The organism is Bradyrhizobium genosp. SA-3 (assembly GCF_004212635.1).
Taxonomy (GTDB): Bacteria; Pseudomonadota; Alphaproteobacteria; order Rhizobiales; family Xanthobacteraceae; genus Bradyrhizobium.
The window spans coordinates 16424-36568 of the sequence record NZ_PSRT01000084.1; the positions used below are offsets into that span (position 1 = coordinate 16424).

21 protein-coding genes are annotated in these 20145 nt (G+C 63.6%); 13 read left to right on the forward strand and 8 right to left on the reverse strand.

Annotation, left to right across the window (positions count from 1 at the left end):
- The first annotated feature begins 157 nt into the window (after window positions 1–157).
- From CWO91_RS26665 to CWO91_RS26700, 8 genes are all read left to right on the forward strand, one after another.
- Complete coding sequence (locus tag CWO91_RS26665; RefSeq protein WP_245471369.1) at window positions 158–580, forward strand: hypothetical protein; 423 nt, start codon at window positions 158–160, stop codon at window positions 578–580.
- A 78-nt stretch (window positions 581–658) separates the two neighbouring features.
- Entirely contained in the window at window positions 659–943 is a 285-nt protein-coding gene (locus tag CWO91_RS26670) for a hypothetical protein (protein WP_130217733.1), read from the forward strand.
- Between the two features lie 9 nt (window positions 944–952).
- Entirely contained in the window at window positions 953–2377 is a 1425-nt protein-coding gene (locus CWO91_RS26675) for a TolC family protein (protein ID WP_130217735.1), read from the forward strand.
- Window positions 2378–2390: 13 nt separating this feature from the next.
- Window positions 2391–3728 (forward strand): copper oxidase, encoded by a 1338-nt coding sequence (locus CWO91_RS26680; protein WP_130217737.1) that lies wholly within the window; start codon window positions 2391–2393, stop codon window positions 3726–3728.
- Window positions 3729–3763: 35 nt separating this feature from the next.
- Window positions 3764–4219: a cupredoxin domain-containing protein gene (locus CWO91_RS26685; protein ID WP_165405725.1), complete on the forward strand. Its 456-nt coding sequence runs from the start codon at window positions 3764–3766 to the stop codon at window positions 4217–4219.
- Window positions 4220–4234: 15 nt separating this feature from the next.
- Window positions 4235–4537, forward strand: a complete 303-nt coding sequence (locus tag CWO91_RS26690; RefSeq protein ID WP_130217741.1) for a copper-binding protein — start codon at window positions 4235–4237, stop codon at window positions 4535–4537.
- Window positions 4538–4916: 379 nt separating this feature from the next.
- Entirely contained in the window at window positions 4917–7058 is a 2142-nt protein-coding gene (flhA, locus tag CWO91_RS26695) for a flagellar biosynthesis protein FlhA (RefSeq protein WP_165405724.1), read from the forward strand.
- A 294-nt stretch (window positions 7059–7352) separates the two neighbouring features.
- Window positions 7353–7553: a hypothetical protein gene (locus CWO91_RS26700; protein WP_128935890.1), complete on the forward strand. Its 201-nt coding sequence runs from the start codon at window positions 7353–7355 to the stop codon at window positions 7551–7553.
- A gap of 1073 nt (window positions 7554–8626) precedes the next feature.
- Here CWO91_RS26700 and CWO91_RS26715 read toward each other — a convergent pair.
- The 8 genes from CWO91_RS26715 to fliI all read right to left on the reverse strand — a co-directional run bounded on the left by CWO91_RS26715 (window position 8627) and on the right by fliI (window position 16403).
- Complete coding sequence (locus tag CWO91_RS26715) at window positions 8627–9046, reverse strand: hypothetical protein (RefSeq protein ID WP_130217747.1); 420 nt, start codon at window positions 9044–9046, stop codon at window positions 8627–8629.
- A gap of 33 nt (window positions 9047–9079) precedes the next feature.
- Window positions 9080–9814: a hypothetical protein gene (locus tag CWO91_RS26720; RefSeq protein WP_130217749.1), complete on the reverse strand. Its 735-nt coding sequence runs from the start codon at window positions 9812–9814 to the stop codon at window positions 9080–9082.
- 193 nt (window positions 9815–10007) lie between these two features.
- The gene (locus tag CWO91_RS26725) at window positions 10008–11222 is read right to left on the reverse strand and encodes an NAD(P)/FAD-dependent oxidoreductase (RefSeq protein WP_130217751.1); all 1215 of its coding nucleotides are present in this window, start codon (window positions 11220–11222) and stop codon (window positions 10008–10010) included.
- A gap of 116 nt (window positions 11223–11338) precedes the next feature.
- Entirely contained in the window at window positions 11339–12298 is a 960-nt protein-coding gene (locus tag CWO91_RS26730; RefSeq protein ID WP_130217753.1) for a helix-turn-helix transcriptional regulator, read from the reverse strand.
- Window positions 12299–12530: 232 nt separating this feature from the next.
- Window positions 12531–13598, reverse strand: coding sequence for an anti-sigma factor domain-containing protein (locus CWO91_RS26735; RefSeq protein ID WP_130217755.1), 1068 nt, complete (start codon window positions 13596–13598; stop codon window positions 12531–12533).
- 77 nt (window positions 13599–13675) lie between these two features.
- A complete protein-coding gene (locus CWO91_RS26740; RefSeq protein WP_130217757.1) occupies window positions 13676–14221 on the reverse strand; it encodes a sigma-70 family RNA polymerase sigma factor in 546 nt (181 codons plus the stop codon).
- Window positions 14222–14536: 315 nt separating this feature from the next.
- Complete coding sequence (fliJ, locus tag CWO91_RS26745) at window positions 14537–14956, reverse strand: flagellar export protein FliJ (protein WP_011084990.1); 420 nt, start codon at window positions 14954–14956, stop codon at window positions 14537–14539.
- A 121-nt stretch (window positions 14957–15077) separates the two neighbouring features.
- A complete protein-coding gene (gene fliI / locus CWO91_RS26750; RefSeq protein WP_130217759.1) occupies window positions 15078–16403 on the reverse strand; it encodes a flagellar protein export ATPase FliI in 1326 nt (441 codons plus the stop codon).
- A gap of 413 nt (window positions 16404–16816) precedes the next feature.
- On the opposite strand from fliI, the gene ctrA reads away from it, so the two are divergent.
- The 5 genes from ctrA (at window position 16817) to CWO91_RS26775 (ending at window position 20109) form a co-directional block, all read left to right on the forward strand.
- Window positions 16817–17518 (forward strand): response regulator transcription factor CtrA, encoded by a 702-nt coding sequence (gene ctrA, locus CWO91_RS26755; protein ID WP_016848562.1) that lies wholly within the window; start codon window positions 16817–16819, stop codon window positions 17516–17518.
- Between the two features lie 161 nt (window positions 17519–17679).
- Entirely contained in the window at window positions 17680–18084 is a 405-nt protein-coding gene (locus tag CWO91_RS26760) for a DUF350 domain-containing protein (protein ID WP_130217761.1), read from the forward strand.
- A 1-nt stretch (window position 18085) separates the two neighbouring features.
- Window positions 18086–18493 (forward strand): hypothetical protein, encoded by a 408-nt coding sequence (locus tag CWO91_RS26765; protein WP_130217763.1) that lies wholly within the window; start codon window positions 18086–18088, stop codon window positions 18491–18493.
- A gap of 58 nt (window positions 18494–18551) precedes the next feature.
- On the forward strand, window positions 18552–19712 hold the full coding sequence (locus CWO91_RS26770) for a glutathionylspermidine synthase family protein (protein ID WP_130217765.1): 1161 nt from the start codon (window positions 18552–18554) through the stop codon (window positions 19710–19712).
- A 13-nt stretch (window positions 19713–19725) separates the two neighbouring features.
- The gene (locus CWO91_RS26775; RefSeq protein ID WP_130217767.1) at window positions 19726–20109 is read left to right on the forward strand and encodes a DUF2750 domain-containing protein; all 384 of its coding nucleotides are present in this window, start codon (window positions 19726–19728) and stop codon (window positions 20107–20109) included.
- Window positions 20110–20145: the final 36 nt, after the last annotated feature.

Below are 20145 nucleotides of genomic sequence, written 5' to 3' on the forward strand. Positions count from 1 at the left end.
TGGTCAAGCATCGTGGCGCGATATTGGGCATGCGCGGTGCACTGCGGTAAGAAGGAGCTTGGCGAACGCGGGTTTTGCCATTAATTTGCAATCAGCGTGTGCAACATTGCCGCGCGGGGAACATGTCGGCGGAATGTTGCTGCGATTGACACGATCGATGCGGATCAGGGTGGGGCGCCTCGTTGCGCTCGCCTATCTGTTTTGCGTGCTCGCGCCGGCAGCAGCGCTTGCCTGGGGCAGCGGTCCGGTACCATGTCTTGCGGACGAGGCCCCGCTCGCCGATCTCGCGCCGGCGCACCACCAGATGCAGGCAAGCCATCAGCATGGCGATCCCTCGCATGACCACGCGGGAGCGCATGCGCATCACCAGACCGCTGCGCAGGACGCGCCCGCTCCGCATCATCATGGCGGCAAGGGCACGGTCGGACCGTGCTGCGCGATGTTGTGCGTGGGCGCGCTGCCGGCCGATCTGCCCAGCGTCGCCAAGCCGCTTCAGCCCATCTCCGCCTGCGCGCCCGAGATCGTGGCCAGCCTGCACAGCGCGACGCCGCCCCTGCACTACCGCCCTCCCATCGCCTGATCTGACGCGACGACGTCAGGCCGAGCGCGCGTCCGCGCGCGCGAACCTGTGGTCTTAACGACAGATCAGGGATGAATCATGTTGACGCTTTCCGGGGCGAAGTCCGCCGCCGCATCCGCGGCGCGAGGACGACACTTTCTATCTAGTTGGCCGCTGCTGGCCGTGATTGCGCTGGCGTTCGCCGGCTGCATGCCGGCAACGACACACATCGCCGCCGCGGATCCTGCCGATCCCGCGGCCAAGGTGGCGCCCGCCCTCTATCGTTCCACGATCGCGCCCTACAGCAGCCTGCGGCCGGCGACGCCGGCACCATGGCGCGAGCGCAACGAGAATGTCGCGCCGCAGCCGAAGCAAGATCGGTAGGAGCGCGCCATGGCACATCATTTCGCGCGAAGCCTGGCCGTTCTCGCCGCGCTCAGTCTGTCTGGCTGTGCTGCGTTCTCGCCCGACAGCGGCATGACCACAGTCTCGGAGCTGACGAGCCAGAGCATCAACAAGGACGTCGCCTTCGTGCGAACGACCGAGGGAGCCGGCGCAGTTGACGGGCGCGTGCGCCAGCTGCTGTCGCGGACATTGACCGCAGACACTGCCGTGCAGATCGCCCTGCTCAACAACAAGGGACTGCAAGCGGCCTATAACGAGCTGGCGCTCGCCGAGACCGATCTGGTCGAGCAGAGCCTGCCGCCCAATCCGGTGTTCTCGATCTCGCGGATCTCAGGCAATGGCGCCAGCGAGATCGAGCGTCAGGTGGTGGGTGACATCCTCGCGCTCGCCACCCTGCCGTTCCGCTCCGACATCGCCCGCGACCGTTTTCGCCAGGCCCAATTGCGCGCGGCGCTGGCGACATTGCGGCTCGCCGCCGAGGTGCGCCGCGCTTATTGGCGCGCCGTTGCCGGCAACGAGATGGTGGTGCTGCTGACGGACGCGAAGGCGACGGCGGAATCGACCGCACAGCTCGCGGTCAAGCTCGGCGAGACCGGCTCGCTCAACAAGCTCGACCAGGCGCGCGAGCAGGTGTTTTACGCCGAGACCACCGCCGACCTCGCCACCGCACGGCAGACGGCAGCGAGCGCACGCGAAAAGCTCGCGCGCCTGATGGGGCTGTGGGACGGCGGCCTCGACTTCCGCCTGCCGAACGCGTTGCCGCCGCTGCCCCGCCTGCCGCACACATTGCCTTCGATCGAAGCCGACGCGGTCGCCCATCGCATCGACTTGCAGATCGCGCGGCTGGAGCTGACGGCGCTGGCGAAATCGCTGCACCTCACCGAGGCGACGCGCTTCGTCACCCTGCTCGATCTCGCCGGCATCTCCCGCCGCACCCAGGATCCCGAAGGTGCGCCGTTCCGCGAACGCGGCTTCGACGTCCAGTTCCAGATCCCGATCTTCGACGGCGGCGAGGTGCGCGTGCGCCAGGCGGCGGAAACCTACAATCTCGCCTTCAACCGCCTGACCGAGCGCGCCGTCAACGTTCGTTCGGAGGCACGCGATGCTTATCGCAGCTACCGCTCCAGCTACGACATCGCCAGCCACTACCAGCGCGAGATCATCCCCTTGCGAAAAATCATCACGGAGGAGATGCAGCTGCGCTTCTCCAGCATGCAGGTCGACATCTTCGCGCTGCTGACCGAGGCACGGCAGCGCCTGGCGTCGCTGCGCGGCGCCATCGATGCCAAACAAAGATTCTTCCTCGCCCAGTCCGATTTGCAGACCGTCGTCAATGGCGGCGGCTCGCCTGCGGCCGGCAGCGACAATCCAACCACCATCGCCGCGGCAGCGCCTGCCGATGGCGGCCACTGACATGGAGGCCGAGATGTTTTCCCGCCGAGGATTTTTGGGCACCGCCGCGCTTGCCAGCGCGTCAGCGATCAGCGGCCGCGTCCAGGCCGCGTCGATTCCGGAGGCGCCGCACATGGACAAGGTGGTGATGCAGCCGCCGCTGCATCCCATGAGCGGTCCGGACTATCGCCCCGTGGTCACGCTGAACGGCTGGTCGCTGCCGTTCCGCATGAACGGCGACTGGAAGGAATTCCATCTCGTCGCCGAGCCCGTCGTGCGGGAGTTCGCCGAAGGCATGAAGGTGAATCTGTGGGGTTACAACGGCCAGTCGCCGGGTCCGACCATCGAGGTGGTGGAGGGCGACAAGGTCCGCATCTTCGTTACCAATCGCCTGCCCGAATACACCACCGTGCACTGGCACGGCATGATCATTCCGAGCGGCATGGACGGTGTCGGAGGGCTGACGCAGCCGCACATCCAGCCGGGAAAGACCTTCGTCTACGAGTTCGAGATGAAGAAGAGCGGGACCTTCATGTACCACCCGCACTCCGACGAGATGGTGCAGATGGCGATGGGCATGATGGGCATGGTCGTCGTGCATCCGCGCGACCTTAATTTCCGGCCCGTCGACCGCGACTTCGTCTTCGTGATGAGCACCTATCGCGTCGATCCCGGCACCTATCTGCCGCTGGTCAACGAGATGACCGATTTCAACATGTGGACCTGGAACGCGCGGGTGTTTCCTGGCATCGATCCGCTGCCGGTCAGACTCGGCGACAAGGTGCGCGTGCGCATCGGCAATCTCAGCATGACCAATCATCCGATCCACCTGCACGGCCACAGCTTTGCGGTGACCTGCACCGACGGCGGCTGGATTCCGGAGAGCGCGCAATATCCGGAGACGACGACGGACGTGCCGGTCGGGGCGGTGCGGGTGTTCGACGTGCTCGCCGACAATCCCGGTGACTGGGCGTTCCACTGCCACAAGTCGCACCACACCATGAATGCGATGGGGCACGAGGTGCGCAACCTGATCGGCGTGTCGCGCAAGGATCTCGCCAAGGCCGTCGGCAAGCTCGCGCCTGACAGCATGGCGATGGGCTCGACCGGCATGGCGATGGGCAACATGGAGATGCCCGCGCCCGACAACACGCTGCCGATGATGACCGGCACCGGCCAGTTCGGGCCGATCGAGATGGGCGGCATGTTCACGGTGATGAAGATCCGCGAGGACCTTGCGCGCGACGACTATCGCGATCCCGGACCTTACAAGTTCCCGCAAGGCACCGTCGCCTACGAAGTCACGGCGCCGGCCACAGAGCCGGCACGGCAAAAACCAGGCAGCCCACCGATGAAGCACATGAAGATGTGATCGTTTCGATGAACCACCCCCAACTGGAGACCACGATGAAGAAGACTATCAGGCTCGGCCTCGCGCTGGCCGCGCTTTCAACCGCGCCGGCCTTCGCCCACGACAAGCACGGGCACGCGACCTTTTCGGCCGGCGAGCCCGGCAATCCCAACAAGCCCGCACGCACCGTCGAGATTCTTATGAGCGAGATGGACTACTCACCCGCCAGAATCGAGGTCAAGCGTGGCGAGCAGATCCGCTTCGTGCTGCGCAATGTCGGCAAGGAGGACCACGAATTCCTGCTCGCCACCACGCGTGAGAATCTCGCGCATGCGAAGGAGATGAAGAAACATCCGCACATGGAGCACGACGACCCCAACGGGGTGCGTCTCGCCCCGAGCAAGACCGCCGAGATCCTCTGGAAGTTCAGCAAGGCCGGCACGTTCGAATTTTCGTGCCTCATTCCCGACCACCGCGACTACGGCATGGTCGGCCACGTCACCGTGAAGTAAGCAATGGAGACCCCCATGAACCGCATCATCCGTATCACTGCTGCGCTGGCGCTGACGTTAGGCGTTGCCACTGGAGCCATGGCGGCCGGGGCTGCCTCGATCAGCGGCGAGGTCAAGAAGATCGACGAGGACGCCGGCAAGATCACGCTCAAGCACGGACCCGCGAAGAGCCTCGGGATGGAAGAACCCATGACCATGGTCTACCGCGTCAAGGACGCGGCGATGCTGAAGCAGGTGAAGGTCGGCGACAAGGTGACCTTCGAGGCCGAGGAGGCGACGTCGGGATACACGGTGACGAAGATGGAGAAGGCGAAGTAGGGCCGACTTCCCACGCGACTGTCATTCCGGGGCGCGCCTCTTGGCGCGAGCTATGATGCGCAATTGCGCATCAGAGAATCCATTTTACCACAACACCTGCGGCCCAATGGATTCCGGGTTCGCCCTCCGGGCGCCCCGGAATGACCGCTTGGGAGCCCCGAAACACCCACCCCGCACTCCTGTCCCACCCTCCGTTAACCCTTTGCTAACCATACACCGGGCAAAAATTGCCGGGTGAAGTCGAGTGTCGTCAGCCGGGTAGAACGGGAGATCCCCCGTGGACGCCAGTGCGATGCCTCACTTTCGGAGCGGCGGCCCTTCGGCCGCCGCACAGACGTTTGGGGCGCGCGGACGGCAGTCGCGCGGGGAGGCAGCTACCATGGTCGACGTCACCGCAGGACAGGGCGTAGGCGCAGCAAGGCCCTCGATCCCCTCCCTCAACGAGATCGTCACCATCCTCAAGCGCGGCGACATCGCGCTGGCGCTCGGCATCCTCACCATCCTGGTGGTGCTGATCCTCCCCCTGCCCGCGATCGTGCTGGACCTGTTCCTGGCGATCTCGATCACGCTCTCGATCCTGATCCTGATGACGTCGCTGTTCATCCAGGCGCCGCTGGAATTCTCCGCCTTCCCGACCATCCTCCTGATCTCGACCATGCTGCGCCTGTCGCTCAACATGGCCTCGACCCGGCTGATCCTGTCACACGGGCACGAGGGCACGGCTGCCGCCGGTCACGTCATCGAGGCCTTCGGCAGCTTCGTGATGGGCGGCAATTTCGTCATCGGCATCATCGTCTTCGCCATCCTGATCATCGTCAATTTCGTCGTCATCACCAAGGGTTCGGGCCGTATCGCCGAAGTCGCAGCCCGCTTCCACCTCGACGCCATGCCCGGCAAGCAGATGGCGATCGACGCCGATCTGTCCGCCGGCCTGATCGACGAGAAGGTCGCCAAGGAACGGCGCAAGGAGTTGGAGGACGAGAGCGGCTTCTTCGGCGCCATGGACGGTGCCTCCAAGTTCGTCCGCGGCGACGCCATCGCCGGCCTGCTGATCGTCTTCATCAACGTCGTCGGCGGCATGATCATCGGCGTGGCGCAGCAGGGCATGTCCTTCGCCGACGCCGGCCGCAGCTACACGCTCCTGACCGTCGGTGACGGCCTCGTCACCCAGGTGCCGGCGCTGATCGTCTCGACCGCGGCCGGCCTGCTCGTCTCCAAGGCCGGCGTCTCCGGCGCCGCCGACAAGGCGCTGATGAAGCAGTTCTCCGGCTATCCGCAGGCCCTGGCCATGTCCTCGGCGGTGATGCTGGTGCTGGCGGCCCTGCCGGGCATTCCGACCATCCCCTTCCTCGCGCTCGGCGCCGGCGCTGGCGCGCTGGCCTGGCACGCCCGCAACCACAAGAAGACCGCCGTCAAGGCCGAGGAAGCCGCCAAGGCCGCGCCTGCTCCGGGCATGCCGGGTGCGCCGGGCGCGGCTGCGGCCGAAGAGCCGATCTCGGCGGCGCTCAAGATCGACGACCTCAAGATCGAGCTCGGCTATGCCCTGCTGCCGCTGGTCAACGGCCCCGATGGCACCGACCGCCTCACCGAGCAGATCAAGGCGCTGCGCCGTTCGCTCGCCATCGAGATGGGGTTCGTGATGCCAGCGGTGCGCATCCTCGACAACGTCCAGCTCGAGGCCAATACCTACATCATCAAGATCAAGGAGGTCGACGCCGGCTCCGGCAAGATCTGGCCGAACCAGTTCATGGTCATGGACCCCGGCGGCAGCCAGGTGCAGGTCCCCGGCATCCACACCACCGAGCCGACCTTCGGCCTGCCCGCGACCTGGGTCGACGCCAGCCTCAAGGAAGAGGCCTCGCTCAAGGGCTACACCGTGGTCGACGCCGCGACCGTGCTCTCGACCCACCTCACCGAGCTGCTCAAGGCCAACATGTCGGACCTGCTCTCCTATGGCGAGGTGCAGAAGCTGCTCAAGGAGCTGCCGAAGGAGCAGAGCGAGCTGGTCAAGGACATCGTGCCGGGACAGGTCACCGTCTCCGGCATCCAGCGCGTGCTGCAGCTCCTGCTCGCCGAGCGCATCTCGATCCGCGACCTCTCGACCATCCTCGAAGGCATCGCCGACTCGCTCGCCTTCTCGCGCAATCCCGCAACCATGGTCGAGCATGTCCGCGCCCGGCTGGCGCGGCAGATCTGCGCGCAGAACACCTCCTACAACGGCTATCTGCCGCTGATCGCGCTGTCGGCGCGCTGGGAACAGGCCTTTGCCGAATCCATCATCGGCCAGGGCGAGGAGCGCAGCCTCGCGATGCAGCCCTCGAAACTGTCGGAGTTCATGACCGCCGTGCGCGAAGCGTTCGAGCGTGCCGCCCGCGAAGGCGAGGCGCCGGTACTGGTCACCTCTGCCGCAATTCGTCCGTTCGTGCGTTCCCTGGTGGAACGGTTCCGAGCCCAGACCACCGTGCTGTCGCAGGCCGAAATCCACCCTAGGGCGAGGTTGAAAACGGTCGGAAGCATCTGATTTGCCTGAAGAAGCCGTGTGTTTTTCGGCCACAGGCAAATGGTTTTTGAGTTCCTGGCGCGTTGTGGACCAAGGAGCGAAAAGGCAACCCCCAAGCACATTACATCTTTGAAATAATTATATAATCGAACGATCCAGGGGCGTTTTTGATCGCGACGTTTCACGTCCTTTCACGCCCTTGTGATGGCCTCTTGGGAACGAATCCTCCCAATACTAGGTTGTTGGGCACCGGAAGCATGAACCGGCCTGAAAGGGCTGGCGACTACTTCGGGTAGATGGCGGCAGGAGGCTTCCATGAACCACTCGATCTACAGCGCAGATCGCGCGACCCATTTGAAGATTGTGGTCGTCGCCCTCGTCGCAGGGATCGCGGTGGCGGGCCTCGGCATCACGGCGCGCACGGGTTCGGATGAAGGTCTGACCCAGACCGCCCGCGTCATCAAGGCCGATAAGCCGGTCGTTATCACCAGTTCGAACGCGTCCCTCGTTCGCTAAGGAGATCTGACGAGTTTTGTGAATTCACGCGGCTCTTTACCAGCCCCCCAAAGTCGCCACGTGGATATGTAGACGACCCCAACCCCAAGTCGACTACAGAAAGCGCCCGCCCCCCACGGGCGCTTTCTCACGTTTGGGGTACCCGTCATTGCGAGCGAAGCAATCCAGACTGTCTCCGGCGAGGTAGTCTGGATTGCTTCGTCGCAAGGGCTCCTCGCAATGACGGAGTGTGAGGCGAACGCTTCGTTGTCTCAATTCGCATCTTCATTGCAGATACACCTTCGCAGCCTCGCGGCGCATTTCGCCCGAGCTTTGCTTTATCTCTTCACCCTCAAATGGAAAGAGGGCGCAGGGAAGACCGGGAGCCCGCTGGCACCCGCGGTCCACTGTGCGAAATTGCAGTGAGAAAATCTGCACAGCGGCATACAGGTGTAGCCAGGACATCCCGGCCTTCCCTGCGCAGTGGTTGGAACGGCGTATGTCGTGCTCTCCCCGGGGAGCGATGCACTATTGCCCCCGTCGCCTTGCAGATGGCTGATGCACGTGCCCGGTTGGGCCGCCACATCACCACAAGACTTGGCGCACAGACCCCGGGCGCCAGGACGACACGATTTGGCCGTACGCCGATTACACCGGTCGTATGCGCGAGGCCTTTGCTCACGGTTACCCGCCCTGCAAAACCCTTCGCGCCGATGTGACCCACGTCCACCGCCGCCCGGCCCGCCTTCGTGACGATCGCGATACGCCCCTCTTCCTTGGGCCGGGTTGCGCGATACATATGAGATTTTCGAATTTCGGTAAAGAAGAATATTTTTGGCGTCGCGGATTGACCGACCGTTTGGGTGTTTTGCCCGTCGGGCCACGCAAGGGCTTGTAGGCAAGTAATTGTCCAACCAACCAAGCCGTTCGCGAGCTTGGCGCGCGACGTTCTACCATCCCCCGACCGCCACGTTGATGTATAGACGGCCCCAACCCCAGTCGACTGTAGAAAGCGCCGCCCCCAAGGGCGGGTTCTCATGTCTCGGCATAGCCTTCGAAATAGCGCTAGCTGAGCAGCCGCAGTGTTCGTGAGATCATCCTAACTGTTTTGCGATTGAAGCGAGATACGCAACGGATGAAGTTGCCTTTCGTTTCAGCTTTCGACGACTGGCGTTCCATCGGAGCAATACTTTAGCTGGCGCCACAATCGCTGGGATCGATCCAATGAGCATTTGTGCTGGGGAAAGAATCGCTGACGCTCCAAGCGTCGCGCCTAGTCCGGCCAATCCTGATTTGGACCCGACTGCGCTCAGCAAATTCGGCCATAGCTTATCTCGCAAAGACTCCATCTCATTCTGATATTCTCGAGCCTGCTTGACGATGAGATCGGAAGTGGCGATTGCCGTGACTTGAAGCTTACGATTTGTGGCGCCAGCGATTTGCTTCTCGATCTGGCGGTGTGTTTCAGAGAAGAACTGTTGGCGAAGAGTTCGCGAATTGTTGCGGAACGCCACGATTTGCTCGATTGCTAGCTTATCAAGCGCCTCCTACGATAACCATTGTTGCATAACTCTTGTAATCGTCTGCCTCGTCAGAAGCTCCGCGATTTCATCCGTTACCGAAATTTTGCTCTTCGAACCCGCGGCGGGTCGGCTCATTTTCTTTAGTAACAATTGATGATGCAGCGAGCTGTCCGTGACTGGAGAGAGCCCATATTCGTGCGCCACTGCAAGGTGCGTGTTAATTCCAATTGCGGATCCTGCAGCGTACGAGAAGTTCCAAGCGTATTCCTCTCCCCCATCAAAGACAATGTGAGAGCGCAGATCGCGATCTGCTGTCATCTTCTCAAGTAACTTTTCCGGCAGCTTCGGCTTAAAGACGTTCCATGTGGGTTGACCCGTCGTTTTATCGCGTTGAACGGGCAGCCCAAACTTCTGAGGCTGACTCGCATTAGCCATCCAATCCTTGTCTTGGAGATCGGCTAGAATTGCGTCGACTGTAACTCGATCGTTAATCTTCTCGACCCCCTTCGGATCGATTGTTCGTACGATGCCTTCGTCAAAGAGTATCGGTAGCGCTACACCCAGATCGCGATAGCGACTGAATCGCGGATCTTCCTTTTCCAACCCTTTGAATAAATGCTCACGCCATCTGTCATCATCTACAGGGTCGCAAAATGAGATGGTCTCGAATAACAGAAGCAATTGTTTCAGCGTCGGAACATTGATGCACCGCGAAAATGGATAATACATAACATCCGACGAATCCGCGCTTGTGATCATCTCAGGCAAATCCCGATGAAGAAGCTCCCGCAATGATTGCACAATACGGGCACGCACCAAATTAACCAATGCGATCTTGCAGATAAATGCGCCTGTGTCTCGCCCGATCGAGATCGAAAGAGGTTGAGCGATTTCAGTTCGCTGGCAACGCGATATCGGTAAGCGACGGTATTCTGTGCTGTCGTGAGGTAGCCTACTTGGTAGCTTTCGGCGGCGGCGCCTGCACCATCGGCGCAGCGGCCGCAAACAGCTCCTCCTTGCTACCCGTCAGCGGCGGATAGATTCGCCTGCGGTTGATCGTCTCCTTGGTCACTTTCGCCGCCGCGCCGGTTGCGCGCACCTTGCGGTCCCAGCCTTCGGTATAGAGCGCGCCCCAGCCCCCGAGATCGAGCACGGTCACGTACCAGTCGATCCGCAGCGGCAGCATCGGCAGGCCGGCGAGATCGGCCACCACATTGTGGCCGGCGAAGCGGCCCATGGGCCGCGCGAACTGACAGGACATCACGGTCGGATGCAGCCCGTCGATCACGCTCGAGGCAACGTCGCCGGCCGCGAACACGCCGCCAACATCCGCAACCCGCATGAAGGGATCGACCAGAATGCGCCCGAGGCGATCGCGCGCGTCCGGAAAGCTCGCCGTCAAGGGGCTTGCACGCATTCCGGCACACCAGATCACCGTCTGCGTTGCAATGAACTCGCCCGAGCTCAGGTGCATGCCAGCGGCCTCCACGGAGACAACACGCACGCCGAGGCGTGTCTCGACGTCGAGCGACGACAATGCCGTCTCGATCACGGGGCGCGCGTTCGCGCCAATGGTCGCGCCGACCGCTGGATTGGGATCGACCAGGATAATGCGGCGGCTACCGCAGATGCCCGCACGCGTCAGCCTGGCGGGCATCTCGGCCGCAACCTCGATGCCGGTGAAGCCGGCGCCGACCACCACCACCGTCGAACGCCCTGGCGACGGGGCGCTGCGTCCAAGCGAGACGAGATGGTCCTCGAGGCGAAGTGCCGCAGCATAGGTGTCGACGTCGAAGGCGTGCTCGGCAAGGCCTGGAATGTCGGGACGCATCACCTCGCTGCCGAGCGCCAGCACGAGGCGGTCATAGTGCAACGTCTCCTCGCCGCCGCTGGTGACCAGCGAGATTTCGCGATGTGCCGGATCGATGGCTTCAACCTCGCCGAGACCATGGCTGACGCCGATCGGATCGAGCAGTTGCGGCAGCGGTAGCGCGACCTCGCCGAGGTCGACCTCGTAATTGCGCACGCGGATGTTGTGATAGGGATTGCGGTCGATGACGCGGATCTCGATGTCGCGGTTCGCGCCGATCTCGTCGCGCTTGCGCGCAGCGCCGATGGCCGCCCACAGGCCTGCAAACCCGGCGCCGAGCACGACGATACGCGCCATGTCCGCCTACTATACTCTCCAAAGCAATCCCGCGGTCTGCCCGCGCAGACAGATATAGCTCAACAGCCCGCGTCCACCAACTGCGGCAGCGCCGCACTGCTGCACAAAATCGCGACTTACGCCTCGCGCAGCTCCGACGGCGTCGCGCCAAAACGCTTGCGGAAGGCGCGATTGAAATAGGACAGATCGGCGAAGCCCGAGGCGTGCGCAATGTCGCTGATCTTGCGTGCCCTGGCGCGGGGATCGCCGAGCAGCTTGCGGGCCTGTAGCAGGCGCTGCTCCAGCACGAATTCGGTGAAGGTCGTGCCGGCCTGCTCGAACAGACGCTGCGCCTGGCGCGGGCTGAGGCCCGAGCGCGTCGCGATCTCGGACAGGCAGAGATCGTTGCGGCCGAGCGCTGCCATCACGTCGGCGCGCATGAGATCGAGACGAGCCGCGGCATGCCCGCGTCCGCGCGCAAGTCCGGCATGCTCGGCGTCGGTCCCGAGCAGGAGGCCGACGAGATCGACCATGTGTTGCGCGGTCAGACGCTGGCCGACGGCATCGAGATGCGGCGCCTGATTGGCGGCGAGCGCATGGTAGCGGAAGATGGTCTCGGCGACCGCGCCGTCAGAGAGCACCTGCGACAGCTTCTCCTCCGCGCGCGGATTGATGTCGAGCAGCGCGCGGCGCGGCATGCGGATGGTGGTGAAGCGCTCCTCGTCGGTGTGACCGACGGTGCCGGTGATGCTCATGTCGACGAGCACCATCTGCGCCGGCGCGAGCTCGACGGTATGGCCGTTCTGCCCGACGCGGACGAGGCCCGCATGTCCCGCGATCAGCACGAGATCGTCGCTGCCGTCGGCAAGGTGGCTCTGCGTGCGTGAATATTGTGCGGAAGCGCCTTCGGGAATGGCGAGCGCGATGTTGTCGACGACGCTGACCTGGATCCGGCAGTCGATGCTCTCGCCCTGGCTCGGGCCGATATCGAGGCCGCAGGACGCGAAGGCCCGCTCGCGCCAATGCTCGAACGCCGGGCCGTGCGGCAGCCCCGCATATTGGTGAATGAAGATGCCCGGCGTTCTCGCTGCATCCATCTGATTTCTAGCCCCTCTCCGGCACCATGATCGGCGTGCCGACTGCAAATTCCGGGGATTTGACGCCGCCAAGTGCGGGGAGGTTCAAATCGGGGTCGGAATCGGCGGGACTTGTCGGGATGCGACGGAGGGTGGACCGTGGCGACAATTTTTGCTCGTAGCCCGCATGGAGCAGAGCGGAATGCGGGACGGTGGCCCCGGATTGCGCTGCGCTCCATCCGGGCTACGACACCTACTTCTTCGCCGGCGCCGGCGGCTGCGTGGGCGGCACGGTCTCGATCAGCTTGCCGGAAAACACCGGCGTCGAGGTCGGCTGGCCGTTGGGCGAACCGCCGGCCTGCTCGACGGTGACGGCGTAGGTCGCGCCGTTGACGACGTCGGAATCATAGGAAGCGAGCAGCGGACGCGCGGTGAAATCGCTTGCACCGATCACGCCGAGCGAGCGCGGCCGCGGCAGCTTGTCAGAGATCAGCCAGAGCTCGAAGCTCTTGCCGGGCTCCGGGGTCGCGCCGACCTTCCGGACCGTGAAATTCCGCGTCGCACCGTCGACGGTGAGGATGAAGGCGGGGCCGCCACCCTGACCCTGTAGCAAGGCAACATATTGCGCGGAGGCGGTGAGCGGCGCGGCCGGTGTCTTCACTTCCACCGTCTGGATGCGCGGCGCAGGACGCAAGGCGCCCGGCAGCGCATCGGGCAGGAAGATCTGAAGCGACAGCGTCACGAGTAGCGCGGCCGCAACTGCGCCGACGGCGGATGCGATGTTGCGCCAGCGCTTCACGCGCCCCTCGAGACGGATCACATTGCCATCGTCGACGACCGGCGCCTGCGGCGCGCGGACGACGTTGAGATCCGGGGCATGGACCTGCGGGATGAACTGCGGCGCGATGTCCGGGATGGCGTCGGGCTCGGGACGCGACGGCTCCGGCTGCTCCGCTTCGGGTTGCTGCGGCTCCGGGGACTGCACGCCCTCCGTCGCGGCTTCCGATGACGCAGTCTCCGGCGAGGGCAATTCCGGTATGGGCGGAGGTGGCGGCGGCGAAACCTCGGCAAGCGCAGGCGGCTCCTGCGCAAGCGCCGTGCGCGCGATCTCGGACCTGATGTTCTCCCACACGATCGGACGCGGTTCGACCGAGCCGACCATCTGGTTGAGGACGCCGAGCCGATGAGCCCAGGCCCGCACCATCTCGGCGAACGCCTCATCCACCGCCATCATGGTCTCGACCTGCGCGCGCCCGTCGGCGTCGAGCGTACCGAGCGCATATTCCGCGGCGAGCGCGATATGGTCCTCCGTGTAGGCCATCACTTTCCTTCACCTCTCCCCAACGGGGAGAGGTGGACTGTCGTTGCCGCACTGGTTCCTGCCACTCTCATCATCCTCTAAAGTCCGAGGCACTCGCGGATATCCAACATGCTGCGCCGGAGCCACGTCTTCACCGTGTTGACGGGCGCGGCGAATTTCTCCGCCAGTTGCTCGCGGCTCCAGCCGTTGTAATAGGCGAGAAGCACGAGCCGCTGGCGATCCGGCTCGAGCCGGCCGATACATTCCAGGAGCTGCTTCAACTCCTCGGTCATCTCCCTCCGCGCCAGCGGATCAGGACTGTCGGCTGCCACCTCCATCGCCTGAGGCTCTTCCTCGATTGAGACTTCGGACCTCTTGCGCACGATGTCGATCGCACGGTTGCGCGCGATCGATGCCATCCACGTGATCGGCGAGGACATGGCCGGATTGAACTGGCCGGCGCTGTTCCAGATCTTGACGTAGGCCTCTTGAATGACCTCCTCTGCGAGATCCTGCCGGCGCAAGATACGGAGCACGACGCCATAAAGTTTTGCGCGCGTGGCGACGTAGAGCCGCTCGAACGCGGCCTGATCGCCCTTCGCCACCGCCTCAATCAGCCCGACCAGCTCTGCTGGCGTCAGCATTCAGCCCCCTGAAAAGCGGCCCGTCGCTTCCCTTCACCTCTCCCCGACGGGGAGAGGTCGATTTGCGCAGCAAATCGGGTGAGGGGGCGCAGGGCTAACGGGGGACCGTCACCCCTCACCCGGCGCTCCGCGCCGACCTCTCCCAAGGAGAGGTGGGCACCGCTGTTGCTGGCACAGCATTCATTCCCACCACCATAGCGCGCGACAAAGCCGACCACCAAGCGGCGCGCCGCCACACTGTGGACAGCACATACGAAAACCCGGACCTTGCGGGTCCGGGTCTTGCAGATTTCTCGGCGATCTGGCTGCTGGCCGTTAGGCGACGGCGCCGATGCGGGCGCGCATCAGGCCGATGCTGTCGAGGTCGGCCTGCTCGCGGGCGTTCTCCTCGGCGCGTTCGCGGGCCTGGTCGCGCTCGTCCAGCAGCTCGACCTTCTTCAGCTCCTCGAAGGCCTCGGCCAGCGCGGCCTTGGCTTCATCGAGCTGGCCCTTGAGCTCGTCGGCCGAGCGGGTCAGGTTCTCGCGGCGCTGGATCGCGGCCTTGGCATAGGTCGGGTAGGCGAAGTGCGAGGGATCGTTGATCCCGGCGCGCTCCTGCTCGGTCTGGATCTCGCGCTCGAGGTCGACCGACATCCGCTGGAAGTCGGCGATCATGGTCTCGATCTGGGTGACCCGGCGGCGCTTCTCGTCGACCTGAAACTTCTTCAGGCGGATGAGGGTATCACGTGACTTCATCGACTCGTACTCCCCAGAAGTCCCCCCGCTGCACGTGGGACGGCACCGGTCACCCCATAGGCCCGATCGGGGCCAAGACCGGCTCTGCTACTCTGTGGGATCGGATGATGACCTGACAAAGTTAGCGTTCCGTTTCCAAATTGCCCAGGATTTGCGCCAATTGGCGGTAGCCGTCGGCGAGTGATGCCTTTTCGTCCTTGCGCTGGCGCAGGAAGGCCTCCAGCGGCTCGTGCAGGCGGATCGCCTCGTCGACCTCGGGGCTGGAGCCGGCCCGGTAGGCGCCGAGCCGGATCAATTCCTCCATATCGGCATAGGTCGCCATCACCTGCCGTGCCCGCTGGATGGTCGGCCAGAATTGCGGGTCGGCCGATTTCGGCATGGTGCGGGAGACGGATTTGAGGATGTTGATGGCGGGGTAGCGGCCGCGCTCGGCGATCGAGCGCTGCATCACGATGTGGCCGTCGAGGATGCCGCGGACGGCATCCGCAATCGGCTCGTTATGGTCGTCGCCGTCGACCAGCACGGTGAAGATCGCGGTGATGGCGCCCTCCCCCAGGCCCGGTCCGGCGCGCTCCAAAAGCTTCGGCAGTTCGGTGAACACGGTCGGCGTGTAGCCCTTGGCCGTCGGCGGCTCGCCGGCGGACAGGCCGATCTCGCGCTGGGCCATGGCAAAGCGCGTCACCGAGTCCATCAGGCACAGCACGTCCTTGTCCTCGTCGCGAAAATACTCGGCGACCGCGAGCGTCAGATACGCGGCCTGACGGCGCATCAGCGCCGGCTCGTCCGAGGTCGCGACCACCACGACGGACCGCGCAAGGCCCTCCTCGCCGAGGTCGTCCTGCAAGAATTCCTGGACCTCGCGGCCGCGTTCGCCGATCAGCCCGATGACGCTGACCGCCGCATCGACGTTGCGCGCCAGCATCGACAGCAGCACCGACTTGCCGACGCCGGAGCCCGCGAAGATACCCATGCGCTGGCCGCGACAGCAGGTGAGAAAGGTGTTCATCGCGCGCACGCCGAGATCGAGCGGCGCGCCGACGCGCTTGCGCGAATGCGCGGGCGGCGGCGTATTGCGGAACGGCATCGGCGAAGAACCTTGCGGCAACGGCCCCTTGCCGTCGATCGGCTCGCCCAGCGCATTGACGACGCGGCCGAGCCAGGCCGCCGACGGTCGCACTTGATTGGCGGCATTGGCGATGACCGCCTTGCAGCCGCGGCGCACGCCGTCGAGACCGGCGAACGGCATCACCACAGCATTGTTGCCGGAGAAGCCGATCACCTCGCAGGGGATGGAGCGGTTGGCGCCGGTTTCGATCACCAGCCGCGCGCCGACCGACATGGCGTGAATGGGACCGGCCACCTCGACCATCAGGCCGCGCACGCCGACTACGCGGCCGTAAATATTAATGCCGTCGATGTCGCCGATCTGTTCGGCCAAAGCCTTCATCTGTGGGCCTTCATAAGGGGCGCCTTCGTCATCCGGGGCTTCACGGTGAAAACCTTAAGTTTCGCCATATTTCTGAACGGCGCTTAACTTCGTGTTTACCCGCATCATTAATCATTGCGTCACTGTCTTTGAGACTGAGCGTGACTTCCCTTCAGAAGAAGGCTGAGTCGCGGGAGTCGGTTAGGCCCGTCTCTTAAAGTGGAGCTTGAACGGAATCGGGTGACGAAAGCTGCTTCGTACGCAAGACCTTAGGGCGATTCGGCAAAAATTGCACCGGGGGGACTTGCGTTCCAGAATCAGAGTTTGTTAACCATCTGTTGTCAGGATCCGAATCAGTTGTTCAAAGGCGTTTTGTTGAGTGCCGCGAATGCGGCCGACCTGACGCCCAGGAGCGGCGACTATGGGGAACTGGCATGCGCGTTTTGCTGATTGAAGATGACAGCGCCGTCGCGCAGTCGATCGAGCTGATGCTGAAGTCGGAGAGCTTCAACGTCTACACGACCGATTTGGGGGAAGAAGGCGTCGATCTCGGTAAACTATACGATTACGACATTATTCTCCTCGACCTCAACCTGCCCGACATGTCCGGCTACGACGTGCTCAAGCAGCTCCGGGTCTCCAAGATCAAGACACCTATCCTGATCCTCTCCGGCCTCGCCGGCATTGAGGACAAGGTCAAGGGTCTCGGCGTCGGCGCCGACGACTACATGACCAAGCCCTTCCACAAGGACGAGCTGGTGGCCCGCATCCACGCGATCGTGCGCCGCTCCAAGGGCCATGCCCAGTCGGTCATCCAGACCGGCGACCTCGTCGTCAACCTCGACACCAAGACGGTGGAAGTCGGCGGCCAGCGCGTGCATCTGACCGGCAAGGAATATCAGATGCTGGAGCTGCTCAGCTTGCGCAAAGGCACGACCCTCACCAAGGAAATGTTCCTCAACCATCTCTATGGCGGCATGGACGAGCCGGAGCTGAAGATCATCGACGTCTTCATCTGCAAGCTCCGCAAGAAGCTCGCCAACGCTTCCGAGGGACGCAACTTCATCGAGACCGTGTGGGGCCGCGGCTACGTGCTGCGCGAGCCGCATGAGGCCGACGAGCGCATCCCCGCCTGATCCTGGGTTTACGTCGCAAGCCCCTCGGGGCTCGCTCCTCCCAGCCTGGACCCCGCCGCAAATGGCGGGGTTTTGTTTTTGGGGCCGCCTCATACGAAGCTTAACGTTTGAACCGCTACCCTCCGCCAGCCGACGAATGGTCGCTGCACGATGGGGGAACGATGATCCTGCAATCACTCGCCGGCCTGCCCGCTTTCCTGGTCTATTTCTGCACCGGACTGATCGCGATCGTGGCCTATCTGTTCGTTTACACCCGCATCACGGCGCATAACGAATTCCAGCTCATTCGCGACAATGAGCCGGCCGCGGCGATTGCGCTCGGGCTCAGCCTGCTCGGCTTCGTCGCGCCGCTGGTCAGCGCCATCGCGCATTCGGCCAACGTGCTCGACTGCCTGATCTGGGCGACGATCGCACTGGTCGTGCAGGTCATCGTGTTCTTCCTCGTGAAGGTCCCGGTGCCGAACCTGTCGGCGCGGATCTCTGCCGGCGAGCTTGCCCCGTCGATCTGGCTCGGCCTGTCCTCGCTCGCCGCGGGCCTGCTGAACGCCGCCTGCATGATCTACTGACATGGCCGACAAATCCTCCAAAAAGGAGTTCGGCAAGCGCCGGCCGGTGACCGAGCCACCGCCTCCGCGGCCACCGATGAAGCGATCCGGCCATGTTGCGCTGCTGGTGATGGGCACGCTCGCGGTCGGTACCACCGCCTACACGATGATGCCGCGGCAGACCTGCGAGCCGCCTCCTCCCGGGGCGACAGTTTCCGGAACGGAGACGCCGGCACAAGTGAGCACCGCGTGCAGCAGCAGAAGCAGCTCCTCCAGTGGCAGCAGCTCGCGCTGGTCGTCGCGATCGAGCTTCTTCAGCAGCGATTCCTCGAGCCATTCTTCGTCGGGAATGTCGTCCGACTCGGGCTCCCATAGCGTGAGCCGCGGCGGCTTCGGTTCGTTTGGCCATGGCTTCTCGGGCGGCGGCTAGCGCATGATCCGGAAAAGTGGCCACCGGTTTTCCGGCAAGATCATGCGCAGGAAATAATATGCAACGCATCGTTTGTCTCGAGCGCGACGACTGGCGAGAGACCGCAGCGCAATGCGGCTTCGTCTTCCACACCATCGATGGCGAACGCTATTGGGACGAGCGCGCCTATTACGGCTTCACCCTCGACGAGATCGAGCGCGGCATCGAGACGCCGACCGGCGAGATCGACGCCATGTGCCTGGAGCTGGCCGGTCGCATCATCAGTGACGAGCGCTACTTGCGCCGTTTGAAGATTCCGGAAGCATTCTGGAGCTTGATCGCCGAGAGCTGGAAGCGCAACGACCGCAGCCTCTACGGCCGGCTCGACCTGAAATTCGACGGCAACGGTCCGGCAAAGCTGCTCGAATACAACGCCGATACGCCGACCTCGATCTTCGAGGCCGCGGTGTTTCAATGGACCTGGCTCGAACAGGCGATCGAACGCCGCATGATCCCGGCGCGTGCCGATCAGTTCAACTCGATCCATGAGCGGCTAATCGCGGCGTGGAAGGAGATTGCAGCAGGCCGCCACGTCCATCTCACTGGCATCACCGGCAACGAGGAAGACGCCGGCACGCTCGCTTATCTCGAAGACACCGCACGCCAGGCGGGGCTTTCGACCAGGCAGCTCGACATCGAACAGGTCGGCTGGCGCGATGAAGTTGGCGGCTTCGTCGATCTCGACGATTGCGACATCGCGCTCGCCTTCAAGCTCTATCCCTGGGAGTGGATGTTCCACGACGCCTTCGGCGCAAAGCTCAAGGACGCACCGACGCGCTGGATCGAGCCACCGTGGAAAGCCGTGCTCTCGAACAAGGGCATCCTGCCGTTGCTGTGCGAGATGTTTCCGAACCATCCCAACCTGCTGCCGGCCTTCTTCGAAGACGATCCGCGCGCCGCTGAACTCGGCACGTCCTATGTGCGCAAGCCACTATTGTCGCGCGAGGGCGCCAATGTCACGCTGGTGTCGGGCGGCATGCCGCTCGACGAGCAGGCAGGCCCCTACGGCGCCGAAGGATTCGTGCGGCAGGCGCTGTCCCCGCTGCCGAATTTTTTGGGCTTCTACCCGGTGATTGGAAGCTGGTTGGTGAACCACGAGCCCTGCGGCCTGTCGATCCGCGAGGACGAGAGCCCAATCACGGGCAACCGCTCGCGCTTTCTCCCGCACGCGATTTTGTAGTAGGAGCAATCTCATGAGGGCGCCTCCGAAGCAGATGGCGGCAGTGCTTGCATTGCCTGGCATCAAGCGCTTCGAACATTTTGTCAAAGTTGTTGCCGATCGGCAGGCGCTATGGGGACTTTACCGGGATGGATGGGCTCTTGCGGCGGCGGATGATGGAGCGACCGTATTCCCACTTTGGCCCGCAGAGGAATATGCCGAAGTTTGCGCTTCGAACGAGTGGAGTGGGTATGAACCACGCTCGATCACCTTGAGCGACTTTATAGAAGTGCTCTTACCCAAGTTGCAGCAGGATGGTGTTTTGCCGGGCGTCTTCTTCACGCCGGCGAGCAAGGGGGTAACGCCATCAGCAGACGAGCTGAAGTCAGCCCTTGAGGCAGAACTGCAAAAGTACTGATGCGCGGCCTATACCTCGCCCCGCCAGCGGGGCGAG

Coding starts and splice junctions, on each gene's coding strand:
- CWO91_RS26665 (WP_245471369.1), top strand. CDS start 158: ATGCGGATCAGGGTGGGGCGCCTCGTTGCGCTCGCCTATCTGTTTTGC.
- CWO91_RS26670 (WP_130217733.1), top strand. CDS start 659: ATGTTGACGCTTTCCGGGGCGAAGTCCGCCGCCGCATCCGCGGCGCGA.
- CWO91_RS26675 (WP_130217735.1), top strand. CDS start 953: ATGGCACATCATTTCGCGCGAAGCCTGGCCGTTCTCGCCGCGCTCAGT.
- CWO91_RS26680 (WP_130217737.1), top strand. CDS start 2,391: ATGTTTTCCCGCCGAGGATTTTTGGGCACCGCCGCGCTTGCCAGCGCG.
- CWO91_RS26685 (WP_165405725.1), top strand. CDS start 3,764: ATGAAGAAGACTATCAGGCTCGGCCTCGCGCTGGCCGCGCTTTCAACC.
- CWO91_RS26690 (WP_130217741.1), top strand. CDS start 4,235: ATGAACCGCATCATCCGTATCACTGCTGCGCTGGCGCTGACGTTAGGC.
- flhA (WP_165405724.1), top strand. CDS start 4,917: ATGGTCGACGTCACCGCAGGACAGGGCGTAGGCGCAGCAAGGCCCTCG.
- CWO91_RS26700 (WP_128935890.1), top strand. CDS start 7,353: ATGAACCACTCGATCTACAGCGCAGATCGCGCGACCCATTTGAAGATT.
- CWO91_RS26720 (WP_130217749.1), bottom strand. CDS start 9,814: ATGATCACAAGCGCGGATTCGTCGGATGTTATGTATTATCCATTTTCG.
- CWO91_RS26725 (WP_130217751.1), bottom strand. CDS start 11,222: ATGGCGCGTATCGTCGTGCTCGGCGCCGGGTTTGCAGGCCTGTGGGCG.
- CWO91_RS26730 (WP_130217753.1), bottom strand. CDS start 12,298: ATGGATGCAGCGAGAACGCCGGGCATCTTCATTCACCAATATGCGGGG.
- CWO91_RS26735 (WP_130217755.1), bottom strand. CDS start 13,598: ATGGCCTACACGGAGGACCATATCGCGCTCGCCGCGGAATATGCGCTC.
- CWO91_RS26740 (WP_130217757.1), bottom strand. CDS start 14,221: ATGCTGACGCCAGCAGAGCTGGTCGGGCTGATTGAGGCGGTGGCGAAG.
- fliJ (WP_011084990.1), bottom strand. CDS start 14,956: ATGAAGTCACGTGATACCCTCATCCGCCTGAAGAAGTTTCAGGTCGAC.
- fliI (WP_130217759.1), bottom strand. CDS start 16,403: ATGAAGGCTTTGGCCGAACAGATCGGCGACATCGACGGCATTAATATT.
- ctrA (WP_016848562.1), top strand. CDS start 16,817: ATGCGCGTTTTGCTGATTGAAGATGACAGCGCCGTCGCGCAGTCGATC.
- CWO91_RS26760 (WP_130217761.1), top strand. CDS start 17,680: ATGATCCTGCAATCACTCGCCGGCCTGCCCGCTTTCCTGGTCTATTTC.
- CWO91_RS26765 (WP_130217763.1), top strand. CDS start 18,086: ATGGCCGACAAATCCTCCAAAAAGGAGTTCGGCAAGCGCCGGCCGGTG.
- CWO91_RS26770 (WP_130217765.1), top strand. CDS start 18,552: ATGCAACGCATCGTTTGTCTCGAGCGCGACGACTGGCGAGAGACCGCA.
- CWO91_RS26775 (WP_130217767.1), top strand. CDS start 19,726: ATGAGGGCGCCTCCGAAGCAGATGGCGGCAGTGCTTGCATTGCCTGGC.